Origin of the sequence: Slackia exigua ATCC 700122, from assembly GCF_000162875.1 — a bacterium.
In the GTDB taxonomy this organism is placed as follows: Bacteria; Actinomycetota; Coriobacteriia; order Coriobacteriales; family Eggerthellaceae; genus Slackia; species Slackia exigua.
The window spans coordinates 20,040-41,210 of the sequence record NZ_GG700631.1 but is presented as its reverse complement, the minus strand read 5'-3'; the positions used below and the strand labels follow the sequence as shown (position 1 = coordinate 41,210).

At 60.5% G+C, this 21,171-nt stretch carries 14 protein-coding genes; 7 read left to right on the top strand and 7 right to left on the bottom strand.

All coding sequences use genetic code 11. The features are described 5' to 3' along the window. Positions 1 to 258: 258 nt before the first annotated feature. Entirely contained in the window at positions 259 to 1,869 is a 1,611-nt protein-coding gene (locus tag HMPREF0762_RS06330; protein WP_006362709.1) for an LPXTG cell wall anchor domain-containing protein, read from the top strand. 297 nt (positions 1,870 to 2,166) lie between these two features. Further along, entirely contained in the window at positions 2,167 to 3,969 is a 1,803-nt protein-coding gene (locus HMPREF0762_RS06325) for an ABC transporter ATP-binding protein (protein ID WP_040619513.1), read from the top strand. Between the two features lie 130 nt (positions 3,970 to 4,099). Here the strand turns inward: HMPREF0762_RS06325 and HMPREF0762_RS06320 are convergent, their stop codons facing one another. After that, positions 4,100 to 4,792 carry a TetR/AcrR family transcriptional regulator gene (locus HMPREF0762_RS06320; protein ID WP_006362707.1) on the bottom strand — a complete coding sequence of 231 codons (693 nt, stop codon included), beginning with the start codon at positions 4,790 to 4,792 and terminating at the stop codon, positions 4,100 to 4,102. Positions 4,793 to 4,883: 91 nt separating this feature from the next. Here HMPREF0762_RS06320 and HMPREF0762_RS06315 point away from each other — a divergent pair, with 91 nt between their 5' ends. Continuing rightward, entirely contained in the window at positions 4,884 to 6,116 is a 1,233-nt protein-coding gene (locus HMPREF0762_RS06315) for an MFS transporter (RefSeq protein WP_006362706.1), read from the top strand. Positions 6,117 to 6,187: 71 nt separating this feature from the next. On the opposite strand, the gene HMPREF0762_RS06310 is transcribed toward HMPREF0762_RS06315, so the two are convergent. Both HMPREF0762_RS06310 and HMPREF0762_RS06305 read right to left on the bottom strand, forming a co-directional pair. Beyond that, entirely contained in the window at positions 6,188 to 7,906 is a 1,719-nt protein-coding gene (locus HMPREF0762_RS06310) for a vWA domain-containing protein (protein WP_006362705.1), read from the bottom strand. Between the two features lie 314 nt (positions 7,907 to 8,220). Beyond that, positions 8,221 to 9,870, bottom strand: a complete 1,650-nt coding sequence (locus tag HMPREF0762_RS06305) for an FAD-dependent oxidoreductase (protein WP_040619357.1) — start codon at positions 9,868 to 9,870, stop codon at positions 8,221 to 8,223. A gap of 207 nt (positions 9,871 to 10,077) precedes the next feature. On the opposite strand from HMPREF0762_RS06305, the gene HMPREF0762_RS06300 reads away from it, so the two are divergent. The 4 genes from HMPREF0762_RS06300 (at position 10,078) to HMPREF0762_RS06285 (ending at position 15,593) form a co-directional block, all read left to right on the top strand. Next, positions 10,078 to 10,965, top strand: a complete 888-nt coding sequence (locus HMPREF0762_RS06300) for a LysR family transcriptional regulator (RefSeq protein ID WP_006362703.1) — start codon at positions 10,078 to 10,080, stop codon at positions 10,963 to 10,965. After that, positions 10,962 to 12,320 carry an esterase/lipase family protein gene (locus HMPREF0762_RS06295; RefSeq protein ID WP_006362702.1) on the top strand — a complete coding sequence of 453 codons (1,359 nt, stop codon included), beginning with the start codon at positions 10,962 to 10,964 and terminating at the stop codon, positions 12,318 to 12,320. Before HMPREF0762_RS06300 ends, HMPREF0762_RS06295 begins: the two co-directional genes overlap by 4 nt. Before the next feature lie 99 nt (positions 12,321 to 12,419). Next, entirely contained in the window at positions 12,420 to 13,721 is a 1,302-nt protein-coding gene (locus tag HMPREF0762_RS06290; RefSeq protein WP_245935542.1) for a Fic family protein, read from the top strand. A 237-nt stretch (positions 13,722 to 13,958) separates the two neighbouring features. Beyond that, positions 13,959 to 15,593, top strand: a complete 1,635-nt coding sequence (locus HMPREF0762_RS06285; RefSeq protein WP_245935543.1) for an FAD-dependent oxidoreductase — start codon at positions 13,959 to 13,961, stop codon at positions 15,591 to 15,593. A gap of 250 nt (positions 15,594 to 15,843) precedes the next feature. Here HMPREF0762_RS06285 and HMPREF0762_RS06280 read toward each other — a convergent pair whose 3' ends face one another. The 4 genes from HMPREF0762_RS06280 to HMPREF0762_RS06265 all read right to left on the bottom strand — a co-directional run bounded on the left by HMPREF0762_RS06280 (position 15,844) and on the right by HMPREF0762_RS06265 (position 21,105). Beyond that, the gene (locus HMPREF0762_RS06280) at positions 15,844 to 16,929 is read right to left on the bottom strand and encodes an ArsR/SmtB family transcription factor (protein ID WP_115314260.1); all 1,086 of its coding nucleotides are present in this window, start codon (positions 16,927 to 16,929) and stop codon (positions 15,844 to 15,846) included. A gap of 299 nt (positions 16,930 to 17,228) precedes the next feature. Further along, positions 17,229 to 18,314, bottom strand: coding sequence for an ornithine carbamoyltransferase (locus tag HMPREF0762_RS06275; RefSeq protein ID WP_006362698.1), 1,086 nt, complete (start codon positions 18,312 to 18,314; stop codon positions 17,229 to 17,231). Between the two features lie 91 nt (positions 18,315 to 18,405). Further along, positions 18,406 to 19,638 (bottom strand): arginine deiminase, encoded by a 1,233-nt coding sequence (locus HMPREF0762_RS06270; RefSeq protein ID WP_006362697.1) that lies wholly within the window; start codon positions 19,636 to 19,638, stop codon positions 18,406 to 18,408. Positions 19,639 to 19,671: 33 nt separating this feature from the next. Next, a complete protein-coding gene (locus tag HMPREF0762_RS06265) occupies positions 19,672 to 21,105 on the bottom strand; it encodes an amino acid permease (RefSeq protein WP_006362696.1) in 1,434 nt (477 codons plus the stop codon). Positions 21,106 to 21,171: the final 66 nt, after the last annotated feature.

Genomic DNA, 21,171 nt, shown 5'->3' with positions numbered 1-21,171 from the left:
GCGTTTCAACCCGGCCAACCCGTTTTCGCCATCCGAGAGAGCCTTCTTCGCAGGGTTCTCGTCATGTCGTCGACCTATATGATGCGTACGGGATACGCTACCCAGGTATTCTCCGATGATATTTTCCGAAATGTGAGGATTTATCTTACAAAACGATGTACGCGTATGGTAACTTCCAATAGTTAACCAGTTAGATGAAGGAAACATGCCGAGGAAAGCGCCAGGACGCTTCCGCGATCCAAGGGATAAGGAGATTGGATGTCTGCATCTAATGTTGTGAAGAACACTGCCGCCGCTGCCGTGCTTGCAGTGGCGATCTCCATGGCGTTCGCCGCCATGGCCTATGCCGATGAGCCTGCGGGCAAGGCTATCGAATCCGACGCTGTCACCGGCGTCACGTCCTCCGACATCGCCTGGGGCGATGCGGCCGCATCTTCCGCGGAGGCCGAGGATACGCGCATGATCCTGCGCGCTCCCGGCTCTGGGGTCGACTACAGCGGCTACAAGCTCACGGTCGGCCTCTTCGACGACGGCGGCAACCAGGTCGGCGGGAACTACGAGGTGGCCTATAACGGTGGCCCCACCACCGTGGAAGGGCTCGATCCTTCCAAGGTCTATACGGCCCGCGTTCTCGCGCTCGTCGATGCTGACGGCAACGATGCGCTCGCAGACTTCGACAACGCCGTCGAGGAGAGCGAGAAGCTCGTCACCGGGGCGGAGCAGGAAGTCTGGACCAAGGCCGACGCGCTCAAACCCGGCATGAAGGGCATCGCCCTCATGTTCGAGCATGAAGGGAAGACCTACATGCTCGGCGTCGATGCCAGCAACAACGTCATCGCGCGCGAAGCGACGTTCGAAAACGGCGTGCCGACCAATGTGGGCGACAAGTTCAAGTGGGACACCGAGCCCGCGCTGTACGACAGCGTCGCGCTCTCCATTTCCGGCGAGGACAACTACCTCGTCATGAACTACAACGGTCCGGCGATGCATCCGGCCAATCAGTTCTACAACTACGAGTTCGCCGCCGTCAACGGTGCGCTCAGGGGCAACGGTAACTACCGCATCTTCATCAAGCTGGGAAGCGGCGGCACGGTAGGCTACGACTACGCGTCGGGCACTCCGTTCGCGACGTGGCAGTCCTCCAAGGTGGCTCCCACGACTAAGACCGTCACGTTCAACATCACGAGCACGCCTCTTGCGAAGTACACGGTCAAGTGGCTGAACGACGACGGCACCGAGCTCGAGGTGGATGCGGGCCTGAAGCGCGGCGAGACGCCGTCTTACGACGGAGCCGAGCCTACGAAGGCCGCGGACGCTCAGTACACGTACACCTTCGCCGGCTGGGATGCTCCGATCGCGCCCGTCACGGGCGATGCGACCTATAAGGCGACGTTCAACCGCACGCTGAGGACGTACACGGTCACGTGGGCGAACGAAGACGGCACCGTCATCGAGACCGATGCCGGCGTCCCGTACGGCACGACGCCCTCGTTCGACTCGCCTGAGCCTACAAAGGCCGAAGACGATACGTACACCTATGCCTTCGCCGGCTGGGACACCGCAGTCGCGCCGGTCACGGGTGACGTGACTTACAAGGCTACGTTCAAGGCGACGGCGAAGCCCGCCAAGCCGGGAAAGCCGGGAGACCAGAAGGATCCTCAGAACAAGCCTTCCAAGGCTAAGACGGACAAGGAATCCAAGAAGGCGATGGACAAGGAGTCCAAGTCTTCCGATTCTAAGAAGACCGGTCGTGCGACGATGCCCAAGACAGGCGACGCGACCGATATCGCGCTTCCCATGGGCGCCGCCCTCGCTGCGGGTGCCGCCGGCTACGTTGCGCTGCGTCGCAAGAACAGGAACGACGCCTAAGAGCTGTCAAACAGCGTTTCCTTCGATGTTTGAAAGGGCCCTCCTTGAACGGAGGGCCCTTTTCCTTTGCGCGCCGGCCTGCATGATGAGCCTTCTTGCCACCCGGCATTCATCGTGATGGGGGCCGGCGATTTCATCCACGGCCTGCGCGAGCGCTTGCTCCGTCCGCGCGCCCGAGCCGCCCTGTACGCGCGCTTCTCGATGGATTTCCTGTTCGTTGGAAGCCCGCATCTGGCGTCGCGGCACGTTGTCGAGTACGTTCGCCTCGTACGCTATGCAGACGAAGAAGGATTCATCATGGCGAAGGATTCACGCGCCGCGCGGACGGCCTCGCTCACACGCCGCACGCTTCATTACTATTGGCAGGTCACGCGCAACCATCTCGGATATTTCATCGGGCTCATGTGCTCGACGCTCGCATTCGTCGCCTTGCTTTCCTACGGCAATCCCTACGTGATGAGCCTCGTGGTCGACCGCGTGAGCGAGGGAACGGTCGCTCCCGATCGGGTTTTCGAAACCTTCGGACCGTATATCTTCGCGCTTGTCGCCATCAACGTGGTCGGACAGGCGGCCAGCAAGCTGCAGGACTACACGCTCTACAAGCTTGAGATCGCCGCGTCCTACGATTTGGCCACGATGTCGTTCGATGCGCTGTGCAACCAGTCGATGGCGTTTCATTCGAACCGCTTCGGCGGCACGCTCGTCAGCCAGACTTCCAAATTCATGAGCGCGTACAATCAGCTCATCGAAACGGTGAATTTCCCGTTCATGCCGGTTCTGTGCTCCGTGACCTTCACCTGCCTGATTCTCGCGCCTCGCGTGCCCGTGTACGTAGCGGTGCTCATGGCGCTGCTCGCCGTCTACGCGTTCGTGTCGTATCGCATGTACAAGCGGATCCTTTCGCTCAACGAACAGGCGGCAGGCGCTCAGAACAACCTGTCGGGCGACCTTTCCGATTCGGTGGCGAACATTCTCGCGGTCAAGACCTATGGGCGAGAAGACTATGAACGCAACCTGTTCGACGAGGCGAATCGCGAAGTTGTCAAGCGCGACTCCAAGCGCATGAACGCGTCGCTTACGCGCGGCATCATCACGGCATGCATCACGGTCGTCATCATGAGCGTGGTCGCAGTGTTCATCGCGGGAGGAAACGCATGGTACGGCATCACTCCGGGCACGCTCGTGATGATGTTCACCTATACCTACACGATCACGAACCAGTTCAACTTCATCAATAACGGCCTGCAGCGCTTCAACCGCGCGTTTGGCGATGCGAGCGGCATGACCGTCGTGCTCGACGAGCCGCGCCTCGTGGCGGATGCGCCCGGGGCTCCCGACCTGCATGTGACCGAGGGCGCCATCGATTTCGAAGACCTCTCGTTCGGGTATACGGACGGCGGCGTGAAGACCATGGTCTTCGATGGCTTCGACCTGCATATTCCCGCCGGTCAGCGTGTCGGGCTCGTCGGCATGAGCGGAGCGGGGAAGACCACGCTCACGAAGCTCCTTCTGCGCCTGAGCGATATCCAGGAGGGTCGCATCCTCGTGGACGGCCAGAACGTGGCCGACATCGCGCAGCAATCCCTCCGCCGCCAGATTGCCTACGTGCCGCAGGAGTCGTTGCTCTTCCATAGAAGCATCGCCGAAAACATCGCGTACGGCAGGCCCGATGCCACGATGGATCAGATCCGCGAGGCAGCGCGCCAGGCGAATGCGCTCGAGTTCATCGAGCGCTTGCCGCAGGGTTTCGACACCGTCACGGGAGAGCGCGGCGTGAAGTTGTCGGGCGGGCAGCGCCAGCGTATCGCCATCGCGCGCGCCATGCTGGCCGACTGCCCGGTCCTCGTGCTCGACGAGGCGACGAGCGCGCTCGATTCGGAAAGCGAGAAGCTCGTGCAGGACGCCCTCGAGCGCCTGATGCAGGGCAGAACGAGCATCGTCGTCGCGCATCGCCTCTCGACGGTCGCGAGCCTCGATCGCATCGTGGTGCTCGACGGCGGGCACGTGGTCGAAGACGGCCCTCACGCGGAGCTTATCGAGAACGGCGGAGAATACGCCCATCTGTGGAGCCGCCAGACCGGCGCGTATCTGGACGACTGACGTCAATCCGTTGGAAACGGTTTCTCGCGGATCGGTAAAACGTCGGGCCCATTAAGGGCAACAGTCGTTCGACCGCATCAGCGCCAATCCGAGGCTGCATCAAACGTTCTGAAATGCGGCAGATCGCTTCTCATTCTCGAGGAAGCGTCGCCTCGATGCCGTCGAGCACGGAACGCATGAGCAGTTCGAAGTAGCGGTCGCTGATTCCTCCGCCTGATCCTTGCGCATCCTGCTCGGCGAGCGGGCCTATGAAACCCTCTACAAGCTCCTTCATCCCGTCGGACGCCTCTCCCATGCGTTCGATGCGCTCGAGCGTCTCCTTGAGGTCCACAGCCGATTTGCGCTCGTTTGCGGATCGGTGGTCGCGTCCCGCTATGGCGCCGAGCGCGACGTTGATCGACATCGCGTAGGCGAAAGGCGCCATCGTGTCGAATCCGGCCTCATGCAGCCTGTCCATGTATCGGTCGAGGAAAGGTATGAGGGCGGCGGGGAATCGATTCGTCATCAGACGGTCTGCTGCTCCGTTGTAGGAGAGGAGCACGGCTCTCAGGTTTCGTGCCGTCTGAAGGAACCATTCCTTCCAGGCCAGGTCTTCTGGCGGAAGCGCGATGTCACGCGCGATGAGTTCCATGGCGGCGTCGCAGACGGCTTCTCGGTTGGGGAAGTAGTGGTAGATGACCGATGGGGCTACATCGAGCCGTTTCGCCAGGTCGCGCATGCGCCATCCGTCGAAGCCCTTCTCGGCGGCCATGCCCTTCGCCGCTTCGGCGACCTTATTCGCGTCGAGACCCCGCCGTCGTCCCGTCGTCTTTTCCTCGCTCATCGCGCCCCCTGTTTCGATGTTCCTTCCGCTCGCTTCTGATACACTACACTAGAACATTGTTCTACTTATGGAAGGAAGGCGATAGACGCCAATGAACGAACGTACGAACGAGGCCGCGTCCTCTGCGACGGGCAAGGGTCAGACGGGCATTCTGCTCGCTGTGGTCATGCTGGCTTTCATGGGCCAGATGATGCTCAATCCGATTCTGGCGCCTTTGGCGCGTATGATCGGTCTCGAGGAATGGCACGTGGGCGCTATCATCTCCATGGCCGCGCTGGTGCTCACGCTGCTCAGCCAGTTCTGGGGCCGTCGGTCTCAAAAGGTGGGGCCGAAGCGCGTGCTGATATTCGCCATGCTTCTGGGCTTTCTGGCGCTAGGGTCGTTCGCCCTCGTCGCCTATGCGGGCAGCCGCGGCCTGATTGCCGGCTTCTGGCTGGTGTTCGGCGCGGTGGCCACGCGCGGGATCCTGTACGGCTCGGCCATCTCCGCCGTCCTGCCGGCGGCGCAGTCGTACCTGGTGTCACAATGCGAATCGGAAGAGGATCGAGTGAAGGCCGTCGGAGGAATAGGAGCCATGAACGGGCTTTCCGGTGTGATCGGATCGGTCTTCGGCGGCGTTCTGTCCATGATCGGAGGGCTGATGCTTCCCCTGAGCATCATGCCGTTCATGATGCTTGTAGCCCTTGCGGTGCTCGCGGCGGCCTTTAAGCCCTCCGCGAATGCGAGGGCGGTCGACGAGCCGGCCAAGGTATCCTATTTCGATCCGCGCGTCTTTCCTTTCCTGCTCGTCGGCTTCTTCATGTTTCTGGCCTTCTCGTCCTTGCAGACCACCATCGGTTTCGCGGTCCAGGACCGTTTGGCGCTCGATGAGACGCTGACCGCAGGCTATACCTCGCTGATCATGATCGTCATGTCGGTGACCATGATCGTGTGCCAGGCGGTCGTGGTTCCTCGGCTCAAGTGGTCGGCGCGCAGACTTCTTCGCGTCGGTTTCGTTTTGCTGTCGATAAGCGGCGTGCTGTTTCTGGCGGGGAATACGTTGGCGCTGCTTCTGATAGCCGCCGTGACCATAGGCGTGGGCGTGGGCTTCGCCATGCCCGGGTACAATGCCGGCCCCACCATGGACATGGCTCACGAGGAGCAAGGCGGCCTTGCCGGCCTGATCAGCGCGAACAACGGTGCGACTTACATCATCGCCCCGGTGCTTTCAACATCTCTCTACGGCTGGGCGCCCTTGTCGTCTTTCGTTCTCGTCATCGTGCTGCTCGTGGCGGGTCTCGCCTTATGCCTGCTGCATCCGACGCTGAGGAACGAGAGGAAGTAAAGCCGTCCGAATGAAAACCCGGCCCCACGCTTCGCGGGGCCGGGCTGAGTGCAAGGCTTTGAACGCGATGCTTAGCGTTCGGAACTTCTCCGATGGCGCACGGCGGTTCCTATGGCAGCCGCTGATCCCACAGCGATAAGTCCGAGGATGCCGACAGGAAGCGTATCTCCGGTCTTGGGCAGGGCGCCTCCCTTAACGGATGAGGCGACGGGGGTCTTCGTCGCAGGCGTCGGCTTCTGTTCCGGATCGGGCGTCGGCGTCGGGTCGGGGCCCGGCTTGACGGCCTTGACCGTCAGGTTGACGGTCGGCTTCTCGAATTCGCGGTCGGGTCCCATGGTTCCAGCAGAATCCATGGGATGCAGCACGGCTTTCGCATTGGTTTCGAAGGTATAATCGCCCGGCTCGGTCGGCACGTTCACGAGCTTCTCTTCATAGACGAGCTGCACGCGTGCGAAGTTGGTGACAGGCTCGTTCATCGTGAAGGTGAAGTGCTCGTCTTCGCCAGGAACGTAACTGAGCAGATACCGGTATCCCGAGGCGGTTTTGCCGAAGCCGTATTCGTTTTCGGCGGTCTTTTCCGCCGCAAGCGTTTCGTCTCCGACTTTGACCTGCATGGAATCAGGATCGTTCACGAAATCGAAGTCCACGCCCATGTAGTCGTCGATGCGCGATCCTGCGCCTACGGCATAGAGGATCTCGTTTTCTATCTGATCGAAGGAAGCCGAGGCGCCGCCGTTGAGGTACTGCACGAACTTCACGTCGTTGGCGCCGTCGGGGTTGAGGGTCGGCGCACCGACCGCAAACGTGTTGTACTTGGCCGCTAATTCCTGATAGACCCGGTTGCAGTACAGACGCGACATGTCCGTATTGGACGCGGTCTTGGCGAGCGCGGCTTCGTATGCGGGTTTATCGGCGCCGGCGGGGTCGGGGTACTGCTCGGCAATCTTTTCGACCATGCTGATGTAGGTCTGTTTCGCCAGGTCGAGATTGTGCGGCCAATCTTCGTCATAGTACTTCCACGCGAAGTCGTACTGCGCGCCGTTGCTTGCGGCATCGCGGGCTGCGACGTCGTTAAGGTAGGCTTCCCATGATGCGGCGTCGGTCGTGGTCGGTACCGGTATGTTGCCGTGCTCCGCGAGGCTCGGTTGATAATATGCGGTGTCGTAGTACCCGCCGATGGCGTAGCCTCCCATGACTTCGGTGGGTGCATAGGCGCGCGAGGAGCACTTCGTGTAATCGCCATCGGGGCAGTATAGATATGTCGACCCATCGGATACGAGCACCATGTACTTACGATTGTCGGAGATGTCGGCGTTGCCGGCGAGCATCTCCTTGGCCGCAAGCAGTCCGGCATGCATGTTCGTGCCGCCCGAGGTCTGCTTGGTGAAAAGGTCTTTAACCTGGTCGTACTGGGTCGTGAGGTCGAGCACCTCGGAAGGGTGCGCGGTCCGGTTGAATTCGATCACGCCGACCTTGATGTTCGCGCCTGTGGCGTCCGCCCGCGCCTTGAGGGCGTCGAGCATCTCGAGCGCTTTGTCCTTCGTATCCGAGAAACTGGACTTATCCAGCACGAAGACGACCATGGTGTCGAGCTGCTCCTCCTCGGAGGGGATGGAAAGCGTGATCTTCGTACGATTGTCATCGGTAAGCTCGGTCGCGGTTTTCGACATCGATGCGCCCGCCGCCCAAGCGCTTCCTGTCGTAAGCGCCAGCGTTGCGAGCATCGCGAAAAGCAAGGCGACCGCCGCCTCGATCGCATGCAGACCATGCCGTCTTCTGAAACCGTCCATAATGCCCCTTCTCCTTCTGCTCGTGATATGTAACCGCGGTACAGCGTATACTGCTTGAAACGGGGGGGGAGGGGGGGGGGTAGAAAAATCCCTTTTCGGTGAAAGGTATACAACGAACGCTCCTCAATCAGAAACCTGCAGCGATCGGTTCGAACCGAGGACCTTCTCCTCAAACGGAAACATCTCCATTGTCCTTGCGTGCGTCGTCGCGGTCCGTGTACGTGCGACGGGCCTTCCGAAGCATCGGAAGGCCCGTCGTTTCCCTATAGCGCGATCTCAGGAAGAGAGGATAGGGACCGCGCCGCAGATTAAGGTTATTTACCGAGGTACGTTGCAGCATTCTTCATAGCAAGACGTCCTGAATTGATGGCCCAGGATGCTTGGGACCCGGGTGCGGTGGCTACGTCGTAGGAATCGCCATATAGGCTACCGGTGTCGCATCCGCCCACATAGAGACCAGGAATGGCCTTGCGATTCCAGTCGACCGCCTCAAGATTCTCGTTGATTTCCAATCCGCCGACCGTGGTGTAGTATCCATCGGCTACTTCGAGGATCCAGAACGGCCCCTCATCGATGGGGGTCAGGTATTCTGCTGCCTTTCCGAAGATGGGATCAGAACCGTCGCTGCAGAACTTGTTGTACTCATCGACGGTCTCCTTGAGCGCCTTCGGATCGAGACCGACGCTCTTCGCGAGCTCTTCGAGCGTATCCGCGGTATGTACCGAGGAGAGGCCTTTGAGCTGTTCGCGAGCCTTATCCATGGCGACACCCGGTGTGCCGAAGGTGAACACGGTGCCGTATGGGCCGTTTTGCTCCCAGGCAGCGAGGTCCTTCTCGCGGAAGATGACGTAGGTAAGTTCCTGGTCGCGGCAGGCGATGCCGCCGGCGGCGAAATTACCGATCCAAAGGTCTTCGGCTATGAAACGCTTGGCATCCTGATTCACCCAGAGCGTAGGTTGGACAGACGCGGAATAGGCGTCGGTCGCCCAGAGCGCGCCGATAGCTGCAGGCCCGCACCACATGACGCTTCCATAGCCTTCGGACAGCATGACGCCGGCATCTACGCCCATGCGCAGACCGTCTCCATCGCGCCCGGGTGCGCCAAGGGATACGAGATTCTTATTCACGGTGTATGGCGAGATAGCATGCAGGAACTCCATGTTGCTAGGGAAGCCGCCCGATGCGAGCATAACGACCGGGGCGTTCACCTGGTACACGGTGCCGTCATTCGCTTCAGCGAGGACACCTGCGGCCTTGCCGTCTTCCATCAGGATCTTCTTCGCTATGCAGTCGGTGATGATCTTGGCGCTTGTCTTCTCGGTCGCTTTGATGAGGCTGTCCGTGAAGTATGCGCCAGGGCTCGACGCGTTTTCATCGTAGTAATACACGTGCCAGGCTAGATTCCCGCCATAGTCGACGACCGCGCGGAAGCGGCAGTCGTGCTCTTCGCACCATTCGATGGTCTCGGCGGTTTGGGAGAAGAAGTTGTAGTATAGCTGCGTGCTTGGAATGTAGTGGTGATAGTTCACGCAGCGGCGAACCGCTTCGCCCACCGTACCGCCTTCGCCTGCTTCTTTCTGCCAATGCGATTCCACGCCGAACATTCCCTCGGTTGCGGAGAACGCGCCGCCCAGATTGCTGCCCTTTTCGAGAAGCACGACGTCCAGACCCAGTTCCGCGCCCTGGATGGTGGCAGCCATGCCGGTTCCGCCTCCGCCGATGATGCAGACGTCGGCATCGATGGTTTCAGTCGGTCTTCCGATCTCGTCGAGCTTCCATACCGATTCATCCAAACCGAATGCGTTCTTTCCTCCCTCGGCGGTTCCACCCATGTCGCCAGTTCGAGACGCCCCTTTGTCAGCCGGTGTGCATCCGATAAGCGCTCCTCCGGTAAGCCCCGCGATTGCGAGTCCTGTTCCCGCCATGAAGTTGCGACGACTGATGCTCGATTCCCTCACCTTCATGCAATCCCCTCCTTCAGCTCATGTCGAAGAGCCCGAAAGAGCTCTTCACCTGGTTTTAGAATGCAGAAAGAATAGAGGTTAGGCAATGGGAGACGCGCCAACCAGAAGCGAGAGGCGTGTAAGAATCAGTTTCAGTTGAAATGAAGCACGACGTTGTACTATAGATTCGTTACGTGCAATGGCATCTTTCCTTCAGGAGGAAACGCCATGTATCGGGAGCAACTACAGTATTTCGCGCTTGCATATCAGCTTCGCAGTTTCTCGGCAGCTGCGAAGAAGATTCCTATGTCATCGCAGGGGTTGGCGAAAGCGGTTCATTCCCTCGAATCCGAGCTTGAGGTGATTCTCTTTGAGTCCGACTCGGCGGGACGTCTCCGTCCTACGCCGCAAGCCGATCTGTTGTTGGATTTCGTGAGCGTATTCGAGAATAATTATGCGAATCTTCGTGCGGAATACCAGGCTATGCGCGCGGCCGAGCGACATGAACTTCGCGTCGGCATAGGCTTGGGGATTCTCGGGTACCTTGGCCCCGATTTCATCCAACGCTTTAGGCGGAAGCATCCACGCATCGCTGTTCGTTATGAAGAATTGAACGACTGTGCCTGTGACATCGGTTTGAAGGCGGGACGGTTCGATATTGCTTTGACGGTCGCTCCGTACAATCCCGATTTTTTGACCTATGAGCTATATTCGACGCCTATGTATTTCTGGATTTCAGCCGAAGACGAGCTTGCCAGCCACGATCGCCTGCACATCGAGGACTTTCTCGATCGAAGGATTTCCATGCCCGGAGAGGAATTCAAATGCAATGTAACGCTGAGGAACATGGCGAAGGATGCCGGGATCGAGTTTGGCGAAGTCTATGCGACAGCCGAGATTTTCCGCATGTTCGACTTCGCTCGTACGGGCAAGGGGCTAGGGTTCTCTGCGAAGCATCTGGTAGAGATGGATTTGTTCGCGCGCGATAGTTCGGTCGTTGCCCTTCCTCTTGAAGACGTGACGTGGCGCTTCGGCATTGCGCAGCTTTCATCTCGAAAGCCCACGCCTGAGATGAAGGCCTTCACCGACTACTGCATCGAGGCGATGCCAGCATGAATCGCACTGTTGCATGGGCATTTCGCATCGCGAATACGCTTGCCGTAAGCGCGTTCGTGGCATGCGCCTGCCTGCATGCCGTCGTGCCGAGAGCGGTCGTGGCGATTCTGGGATGCTGGGTGCTTGCGCTGTGCGTCTGGCCGGCGCCGTACGGCGAGGCGTCTCGCATACGTCGGATCAAAGCATGCCGAGGGGCGTGCGAGCTGCTCATCGTGTTCCTCATGTCGTGCGGCATCGTGTGCGCGGCAGCTTTCGTCGCGTTCGGGGCCGCTCTGTTCGGCGCGATGAGAGGCGCGCCGATCGATCCGATGTTCTGGCTGGCGTGCCTCGGGATCGCGTGCGCGATCGAAGCTTTCGTCTTCTGGTGCGGCATGATCAGGGCCTACGTATTCAGCATGCAGCTCGGCGTGCGCCTGCGCGTCCTTGGCGGCGTTTTCGGCCTGGTTCCCTTCGTCCATCTGTACTTTCTCGCGCGAATCATCTCGACCGTGGATGCGGAGGCGCGCTTCGAGTACGAGAGGGAAGTCCTCGACGAGAGCCGCGCGGCTCTGCGCGTCTGCGCGACGAACTATCCGCTGCTGCTCGTGCACGGCGTGTTCTTCCGCGACTCCAAGCTTGTGAACTACTGGGGCCGCATTCCCGAAGCGCTCGAGCGCAACGGCGCGCGCATCTTCTACGGATGCCATTCGTCCGCCCTTCCCGTCAAGGAAAGCGCGCGAGAACTTGCGCGACGCATTCGCGAGGTGTGCGACGAGACGGGTGCGGACAAGGTCAATCTCATCGCGCATTCGAAGGGCGGCCTGGATTGCCGCGCCGCGCTCGCCGATCCCGAGATCGCTGAGCACGTCGCATCGCTCGTCACGATCAACACGCCGCATAGGGGGTGCGAGTTCGCAGATTACCTGCTCGGCATCATGCCTGCGGCGCAGCAGCAGGCCGTCGCGCGTGCGTACGATACTGCAGCGCATGCCCTGGGAGACCCCGCGCCCGATTTCATATCTGCGGTCAGGGATCTTACGGCCTCGGGCGCGGCCCGTCTGAACGCGGAGCTTCCGTCGACGGTCGACGGCGTCTGGTGCGCAAGCTACGGCTCGAAGCTGAACAAGGCGTCTTCGGGCACCTTCCCGCTCAATCTCACGTATCTGATCGCACGGTACTTCGACGGCCCGAATGACGGATTGGTCGGAGAGCGGTCGTTCGCCTGGGGCGATTCGTACCGATTCCTGGAAATCGAGGGAAAGCGCGGCATAAGCCACGGCGATATGGTCGATCTCAACCGCGAGAACATACCCGGGTTCGACGTGCGCGAGTTCTACGTGCAGCTCGTCGGCGACCTGAAGGCGCGCGGGCTGTAATATATGCCGATGCGTCCGCTCGGATGACGGCCTTGCCGCATGCCGAACGGTTCGGTGGGCACGGGCGAAGCGCGGCGAGGAGATCGCAGGGAGAGGGAGATGAGGGGCATTCTCGATACGACGGCATTCCAAAGCCTGATGAGGCGCGCATGGCTCGCGCCCTTGCGCAAGGCGGACATCGATGTCTCCGAACTGCCGGAAGGCTGCGGCATCGAAGACGCATGGAAGGCGCTGACCACCGTGCGCTACGCGCAGTCGTTCCATAGTCCTCGCGCGTTGCGTTCGTCTATCGAATCGCGTGACGGTTGGCATACGGTTCCGGTCAGCCTTCAGCGGACCCTCGATGAGATCTCTGCGCTTACGCGGAAGGGATCCGATCTCGATCTGCGCGCTCATGAACGCAAGGGCAGAGGGTTCATCACGCAGCAGTACGTCGAGGAGATGGTCTGCAACCTTTCATTCGACGGCTTCGAGGTCGGCTACGAAGATCTTCGCGCCGTCATCCTGGGCGACCGCCCGCCTTTGGACGCCGCGGAGATGCTCGCCCTCAATTTCCATCGGATCATGTACGGGCTCGACGAATTCGAGAACGCCCCGTTCGACGAGGCGACGCTGGAAGGGCTGTACGAAAAGCTGACGGAGGGGACGCAAGGCCCGCTTGCCGCGGCCGATGCCCTGCCTCGCTCCCCGCTCTTCGAGCACTACGCGATGGAGTGCGGACGGGACGGGTGCGGGCGTCCCACGCTTCGAATCGTCGTGGATGCGGCGACAGGCTGCGCGAGCGACCCGCCCCGCTATCCCCTCATGAATTCTATGCTCGTCAACTGCCAATTCTGGCGCGCGGCGCTCTTCCCTTCGTGCAACAACCTCATGGGATGCGTGGCGAGCCGCCTGTACCTTCTGCAGCAGGGCCATCCCGTCTTCCGGTATGTTCCGAAGATACGCATCCTCGAGAAATGGCGCGCAGGGGGGTATGGGGACGCGGCCGCGTTCACGTTCGAGGAAGCTCTGGCTACGGCCGAGGAAAACGGGGACTGGACGCCTTACTACGATGTCGTCATGCGTCTCATGCTGAAGGAAGTGCGCTCGATCGCGCGCTCGCTTTCCGTCAAGGCGCGTGTCGACGAGGATGCCGTGGCGGGAATCGACCGCATCCCCGGACTCGCCCATAGGCAGAGAGACGTGCTTCGCAGCGCGGTGCTCATTCCTGACAAGACGTTCCGCATATCCTCGCATCAGAAGACGTACGGCATCGCATATTCCACGGCGCGCGGCGATCTCGAAAACCTTGCCGATGCAGGTCTGCTGTCGCGGTTCGTGGACGGGCAGGCCTATTCGTATCGCGCGGCCGCCTGCCTGCGCGCCGTGCTCTCGTCGCGCGAGGAGCCGAGGCTGTCGTAGCCGTATTACGCCGCACGTTCGGAGAAGCGGAAGGTATCGAAAATCGACACCTTCGCCCATGTTCGCGTCATTAAGCAGTCCGAACAGGTAAAACTTCGGAATCCAACTATTGAAAAGCGCCATCTTCCCCAATCGGCGGACGCATCGTATGGTGCGCTCAATGCAGGCCGAATGCTCCAGGAGGGGAGCGCCCGGCCACGACTTGGGAGGGTGCGTATGAATCCGGAAGCACAGGGAATGAGCAGGCGCGACGCATTGAAGCTAGGCGGTCTCGCGGGGCTTGGCGCTCTGACCGCGTCGCTTGCCGCCTGCACGCCGAAGGACGCGGGCGCGAAAGCCGCATCCGGAGAGATGAACTGGGATAAGGAAGCCGACGTCGTCATCATCGGAAGCGGCACCGGATCCTATACGGCCATGCGCCTGGCGCATGCCGGGCTGAGCGTCATCGTCCTTGAGAAGAATGCGCAGACGGGCGGCTCGACCATCTTCAGCTCGAGCGTGGTCTGGGCTCCCATGAACGATCTCGAGGTGGCGGAAGGCATCGACGACAGCCGTGAAGAGGCCCTGCGCTATATCGAGGCCCTGTCCGGCGAGACGTACATGCCCGAAGAAGCCGCGGCCTTCGTCGACAACGTGAACACGGCCGTCCGCAACGTGGCCGATATGGCCGGCGTCGAATGGGCCCTCTGGAAGTCGGGAATCGACTACAACATGTTTCTCCCCGGGGCGAAAGAGCTCGGCCGCTCGATCCTTCCCAAGGTCGCGGAAGGCGAGACGAGCGTCGGCAAGCTCAACACGCCCGTCATCGAGGCGGCGACTTCCCTTGGCGCCGAGTTCCTGACGAGCACCCGGGTGACGGATATCGTGTCCAGAACGGCCGAGGACGGTTCGATCGAGGTGCTCGGCGTATCCGCCGCATCAGGCGGGAGCACCATCAACGTGCGCGCCCGTCGCGCCGTCGTCATGGCGAGCGGCGGCTTCGACTGGAACATGTCCATGATGAAGAACTTCCTGCGCACTCCTGCCCGCTATAGCTGGGGCATCGCGACGGACGAAGGCGACGGCCAGAAGATGGCCATGCGTCTGGGCGCCGATTTGAACCTCATGGCCGAATCCTTCCTGTCACCGGGTTATAAAAAAGAATTCGAAGAAGCGCATGAACAGGGGAAATCGCAGCTTTCGACCATCATACGCGACGACGCGAAGCGCGGCATCATCTTCGTCAACAAGCATGGGAAGCGCTTCACGAACGAATGCGCGAGCTACGATTGCGTCGGGCGCAGCTTCACGAGCATCGAGAACAACGGGGGCGAGCGCGGATGGGAGCACCTGCCCGCCTGGGCCATCATCGATCAAGCGGCCGCCGACGAGCATCCCTTCAATTCAGGGGAGAAGGGCACGCCCGGAACGAGCTACGCGCGCTACGAGACCCTTGAAGAGCTGGCCGCTGCCTGCGGCATCGACGAGACGGGCCTGCTCGCCGAGATCGAGCGCTACAACGGCAATGCCGAACAGGGAGTCGACCCCGATTTCGGGCGTGGCCAGGACTACTATGGCAAGTACTGCACGTATGCGAGCGTGGATTACGACGGTCCGGCCCGCACGCTGAAGCCCATCGACACGCCGCCCTACTATGCGGCCGAAATCGTTCCCGTGGTGCTCGGCACCATGGGAGGCATCAAGACCGATGCCCGCGCGCAGACGCGCGACATGGAAGGAAAAGTCATCAAACGCCTCTATGCGCAGGGTAACTGCGCGGGCATCGGCGCCGGCGGCGCATGCTATGTCGGAGGCGGCGGCACGCTCGGCCCTGCGCTCGCCTTCGGCGAGATCGCTGCGACCGAGATCGAGGCGCTTTCCGCATGGGAATAGCCGCCCGCGGGCCGGTCGTTTGAAAACCCCGTCGTTTCCGGCTGTAATCGCCGGCTTCGAAATAGTCTTCCCCTCCGTGCGCGCGGGTCTTGCAACAAGGCTCGCGCGCTTTTCCGTGCGTCGGGATGTTCCGACGAAGCGCATGCGCGCCAAGGCCTTGCCGGAAGGCCCTGGTGCATGCGCACCTCAGAGCCTCCCGGCAGGATCCGTGGCGCACGCCCGCGCATCGGGCGAATGCCGACGGTGGATTCTAGCGTTCCCGGAATGCGTCCTTGAGATAGGTGAGCTGGGCATCGTAGTTTTCATGCAGGAAGCGGTAGTACACCTGGTTTTGGACGCGTTGCGGATAGACGAGCTCGGCTTCGCGCAGCGCTTTCAGATGCTCCGAGATGGAGCTCGATGCCACGTCGAATCGTTCTGCCAGCTCCTTTGTCGTCTGCTCTTGGCGATTCAGCTCGAAGAGGATCTTGAGCTTGGTGACGCTGCTGATGGCTTTGACGAATTTCTCCACTTCGGCAAACGACGTTTCCCGATCGCTTATCGCCATGTCGACGCCTTTATAGATGGTGAGCACGTCGTCGAAGCAGTTCATCATCAGATGGGGACGGACGTACGCTGAAATGACGATCTCGACTTTCTTGATGCTGCGGTAGGGGATGGTGAATCCCATCGATTTCTGCAATCGCACGGCATCGTCGTCGACCGAGATTCCTGCATGGCAGCCTGCGAGATACGCCCGGTGCCCGATCGCCGCGAGCGCATGCTTCTCCTCGGAAAGCCGCCTGATCTCGACCGCGCCTATATGGTCCCATTCCCGGGCGAACACGTCCGTCCAGTATGCTTTCAAGAACGAAGCGATGCGCGGGCGCAGCTCGTCTTGGATTTCGAAATACGCACGCAGACTCTTCTCGGGAAAATAATGGCCGAGCGCCTCGCCTTCCGGGATGCGGGCCTGGGGGTCCTTGAGCAATGCGCGGATCGTTCTTTTGGGGATGAGCCCCGAGAAATATCCGTAGGCGAATTCGACGGGATCCACATCGGCCAGGCGGTCGAGAAAAAGCGCGATATTGTCGATGTCGCTTCGTTCCAGATGGTCGATAAGATCCATTACGGGCGCGAACCCAAGCGTCTCCCGCACGATGTAATTGAACTCCGAGTGCAGATTGGGACCCATTTTCGCACGCGTAGCGTCCACCCGGTCCTTTTGAGACGGAAAGTGTTTCGGGCATTCCATCGCATGCAGGCTTGCTGCCATCTCGATCGTCGGACTGTACTTCAATTCGAAGAAAATCTGTTCAAGAGGGTGGAGGGATTCGGTCGTTGCGTCGATGAGCATGCGGGCACCTCGGTCGATAAGCTGATTCATACCGCACGTATTATACCTGCGATGCAGCGGAAACGATGAAGCTAGCAGGGCTTGGGAACAAAGGTCGATGAAGAGTGTCCGATAAGGGACGTCCTGGCGTTCTGTCGAACCGATCGCCTCGATCTATGTCCCCATAAGGGAAATGCGGAAGCAGGTCCCTGCACGGGACTTGCTTCCGCATGAATGACGGACAAGGAGACGGGTTTCCCATTCACGACGCGCGTTTCGGAGTCGACGTTCTCGCAACGAACGTCGGCCGCATGCGAGGCCTACGCGTCGTAATGGGTGCCGGCGATCTTGTCCACGGTCTGCGTGAGCGCCTGCTCCACCTGTGCGGTGTAGTAGCTCACCAGCGCTTCTTTCTGCTCGCGCGCGCGCGGATACATGAACGTGGCGAGCAGGCCCTTCTGGGTATGGAAACGGTTCGCCGCTTGCTCGATGAGCAGCGAATGCGGCCCGTCCCAGACGCTTTCGGCGATCTCGTAGCCGCGGTTGCCGGGCAGCGGATGCATGACCTTCGCCCATGCCGGTGCGGCCGCGATCAGCTCGTCGTTCACGGCGTAGGTGGGGAAGAACTCGTCGAGCTTCTTGTCCTTGAGATGGTCGCTGCCGTGATACCACCACGCATCGGTGATGATGAAGTCGACCTGGTCGATGTATTCGTACGGGTCATCGGTCTGGATGAACCGACCGCCGCTCTTCTTGTAGTTCGCCTGCACGAGCGCCACGTCCTGGGGGAGCATTTCAGCTGGCTTGGGGGCGCAGCTGATGAAGGTGTAGCCCATGATGGAGGCGATAAGCGCATTGGAGCGGCACACGCCTCCGATATGCAGGTTGTCTTCGCTGCGGTCGACGGAGTTGTCGCCGATCCACATGACGTTGACGTCTTCGAGCTTCTTGCCAGCGGGCATGTTCTCCATGATCGTGAACACGTCGCATAGCGCCTGGGTCGGATGCATGCATGCGCTGCTCATGCCGTTGAAAACCGGTACGGTCGACCATTTGGCCAGTTCGATGATCGCATCATGGCTCTCGTTGCGGATCATGACGGCGTCGACCATGCCTGAAAGCACGAGCGCGGTGTCCTTCAGGGTCTCGCGGTTCTCGCCTACGTGCAACGTCTTGGTCTCAAGATAGAGCGCATCGCCTCCGAGCTTGTCCATTGCGCTCTCGAAGCTCACGCGGGTGCGCGTGGAGGGCTGGTCGAACATGAGGGCGATCGTGGTGCGGGCAAGCAGCGGCAGCTGGATGCCCTTCTGGTCGGCTTCCTTCAGCAGACGGATCATCTCGAGCATTTCGAGGAACTCCTCTTTGGTGAAGTCCTGCACGTCGAGGAAGTCTTTCTTGGTGATCATGGGCAGTCCTATTCTTTCGATCGTGTTCCGTCGGTGCTATGAGGGCCGTCTCCCGCTCGGCATGACGGCCCTCATCGGTTGTAAGGGAGGGTTAGACGTCGGCGCGCCTCAGCGGCATGCTCATGCAGCGCGGGCCTCCGCGTGCGCGGCATAGTTCGCCTGAGGGAACGGTGAGAACCTTCACCCCATGCTCGGCAAGCACCGCGTTGGTGCGGTGGTTGCGATCGTAGGTGACCACGACGCCCGGCGCGATGGCCAGCGTGTTGCTTCCGTCGCTCCACTGTTCGTAGGCGGCCCAGTACGGGTCGCCGCCTGCGCAGGGTATGAGGTTGACGGCAGGCAGGTGCAGCAGACGCTTCAGGCATTTTCCGAGCTTTTCCTGCGTGAATTCGGCCTTCAGGCCGCCATGGGCATCCAAGGTCAGCTCGAAGAGCTGCAGGCCGCCCATGATGCCGGGGAAGTATGTGAACTTGTCGATGTCCACCTGCGTGAACACGGTGTCGAGATGCATCCAGGCGCGGCCTTTGGGGATTTCGAACACGACGACCTTCTTGAACGTGTCGCCGCTGGAAAGCACGGCTTTCGCGAATCGTTCGATGGCTTGGGGCAGCGTGCGGCAGCTATGTCCTACGGCGATGACTTCGGGGGATAGGATGCAGATATCGCCGCCTTCGATGGTTTCGCCGTGCGGGTCGTTCGTATGCAGCAGCCGGGCGTCTCCAGCGAACTCCTCGACGTTTTCGAACACGTGCTTCCATACGACGGTTTCCAGGTTGCGCGTGCGCTGCACGAAACGGTTGAGGGTGAAGTTGGAGCCGACGGAGCATCCGGGATCGCGGCACATGATGAAGTTGCAGCTCGTATGCATCGCGTAGGGATCGTCCGGCGTATCGTCGGGCAGGACATCGGCAAGGCTCCAAGGTTTCTCCACCGACGCCACGTCGGTCTTCTCTATGCCGGCCATAAGCGTGGTGGCGAAATCATGCGCGTTCATGGGCAGCAGGTAATTTGCGATCTGCTCGCGTTTCGCGTCATCGTAGATGCGGTCCTCGGTCATGTATTCATCCAAGAACCTGCGACGGTCGGCCTCGTCGCCGAGGGACTGCTCGAACAGGTCTTCCAAATAGACGACTTCGGCGCCCACGCTGCGCAGATGCGCTGCGAACGCATCGTGGTCCCGCGCGGCCTGTTCGCCCCAGACCACATCATCGACCAGCTGGAACTCGCGCGATTCGGGTCGGACGGCATCGAAGTAGCGGGTAGGTCGCGAAACCAAGATCTTTTCGACGGTTCCTACCTCCGAATATACCTTGATGGCACCCATCGTTTTCGACTCCTTTCGTTCGTGACGTTCGTTCTATACGAGGCCTGCGGCATAGGCGATGGCGCTTCCGATCGCCACGAGGACCACCGCAGCGACGACGATCTTCTCCTTGGCGCTGAAGACGTGCTCGTCCCCGGCTTTCTTGCGGGCGTTGAAATAGAAGCCCAGACCGATCGCGAACGGAATGCTGAGCAGCAGGATGTACGCGAAGCCCGAGACCATCATCGCGTAGAGCATGTACAGCGTGCCGATGCCGCCGATAACGAGGTTTTTCGTCCGGCCTTTCTCATGCGGGTTCTTGACGGCGCGCACGAAGTTATAGAGCACGATGAAGGTCCAGGTGACCAGGATGGCCGATCCGGACAGGCTGAAACCGAAGTTATACGCGTCTTCCGTGAAGTGCATCGTGATGAGCAGCAGCTGGCACAGCACCGTCGTGATGAGCAGCGAAAACGATGCGACGCCGTGCGCGTTCTTCCTGCCCCAGCGTTCGGTGAGCAGGCCGTGCTCGGAAAGGGTCTGCAGCGATTCGGTAGGGCCGTAGGTGTAGTTGATCCAGCTGCCGAAGATGGACAGGATCATCGCGCCTCCCACGAACCCTGCACCGACCGGGCCTATGAAGTCCACGAGAACCTTTCCTACGCAGGGTTCTCCCAAGGCGACCAGCTCGTCTGCGGAGTAGAGGCCGTAGGGCAGCATCGACATGACGAACAGAAGCAGCGTGCCGACGAGGAGACCCAGTATGGACGCCTTGGAAGCGATGGACTTGCTTTTCGCGCGGCTGGACATCAGCGCCGCGTATTCGATGCCCATGAACAGCCAGATGATGGAGAGCATCGAATTCGTGGCCTGGGAAAAGACCGATTCCAAGCTGAACCCTTCACCCGCTGCGGCCGCATTGCCCGCGAAATTGGTCCAGAAGTCCTGCGTGAAGACGCTGAAATCGAACGACGTGACGGTGACGATGACGAACACCGCAAGCGGCACGATCTTAAGGATCGTGATGATGGAGTTGATCATCATCGCGCTTTCCACGCCCTGCCTGATGAAGAAGAAGATTCCCCAGAGCACGATCGACGCGATGGCGATGGCGGGCCAGCTTGCTCCCGTGTCGCCGAGCGCGGGGAAGAACGTCCCCAGGGCGATCATCATGATGGTTGCGAATGCGATGTTGCCGATCCAGCCGGACACCCAATAGCCCCAAGCGCTCATGAACTCGCCTATGGGTCCTGCGACCTTGCGCGCGTAGATGTATATGCCGTCGCCTTCCGGTTCTTTCTCGAGAAGATTCTGCAGAGAAAGGACCAGAAACAGCATGCCTACGAAGCAGATGATCCATGCAAGAATCGCGCCGCCGGGGCTGGCGACCGAGGCCAGCTGATACCCGATGTCGTATACGCCCGAGCCGATCATGCCGGCAAGGATCGCGGCGACAAGGGGAAAAAGCCCAAGCTTCTTCTCTTCCATTGCCTCTCCTTGAACGCAGTCATGGTTCCTTGTTGCGAGGCGCGTCTCTTCTGTTTTGCCGGCGTG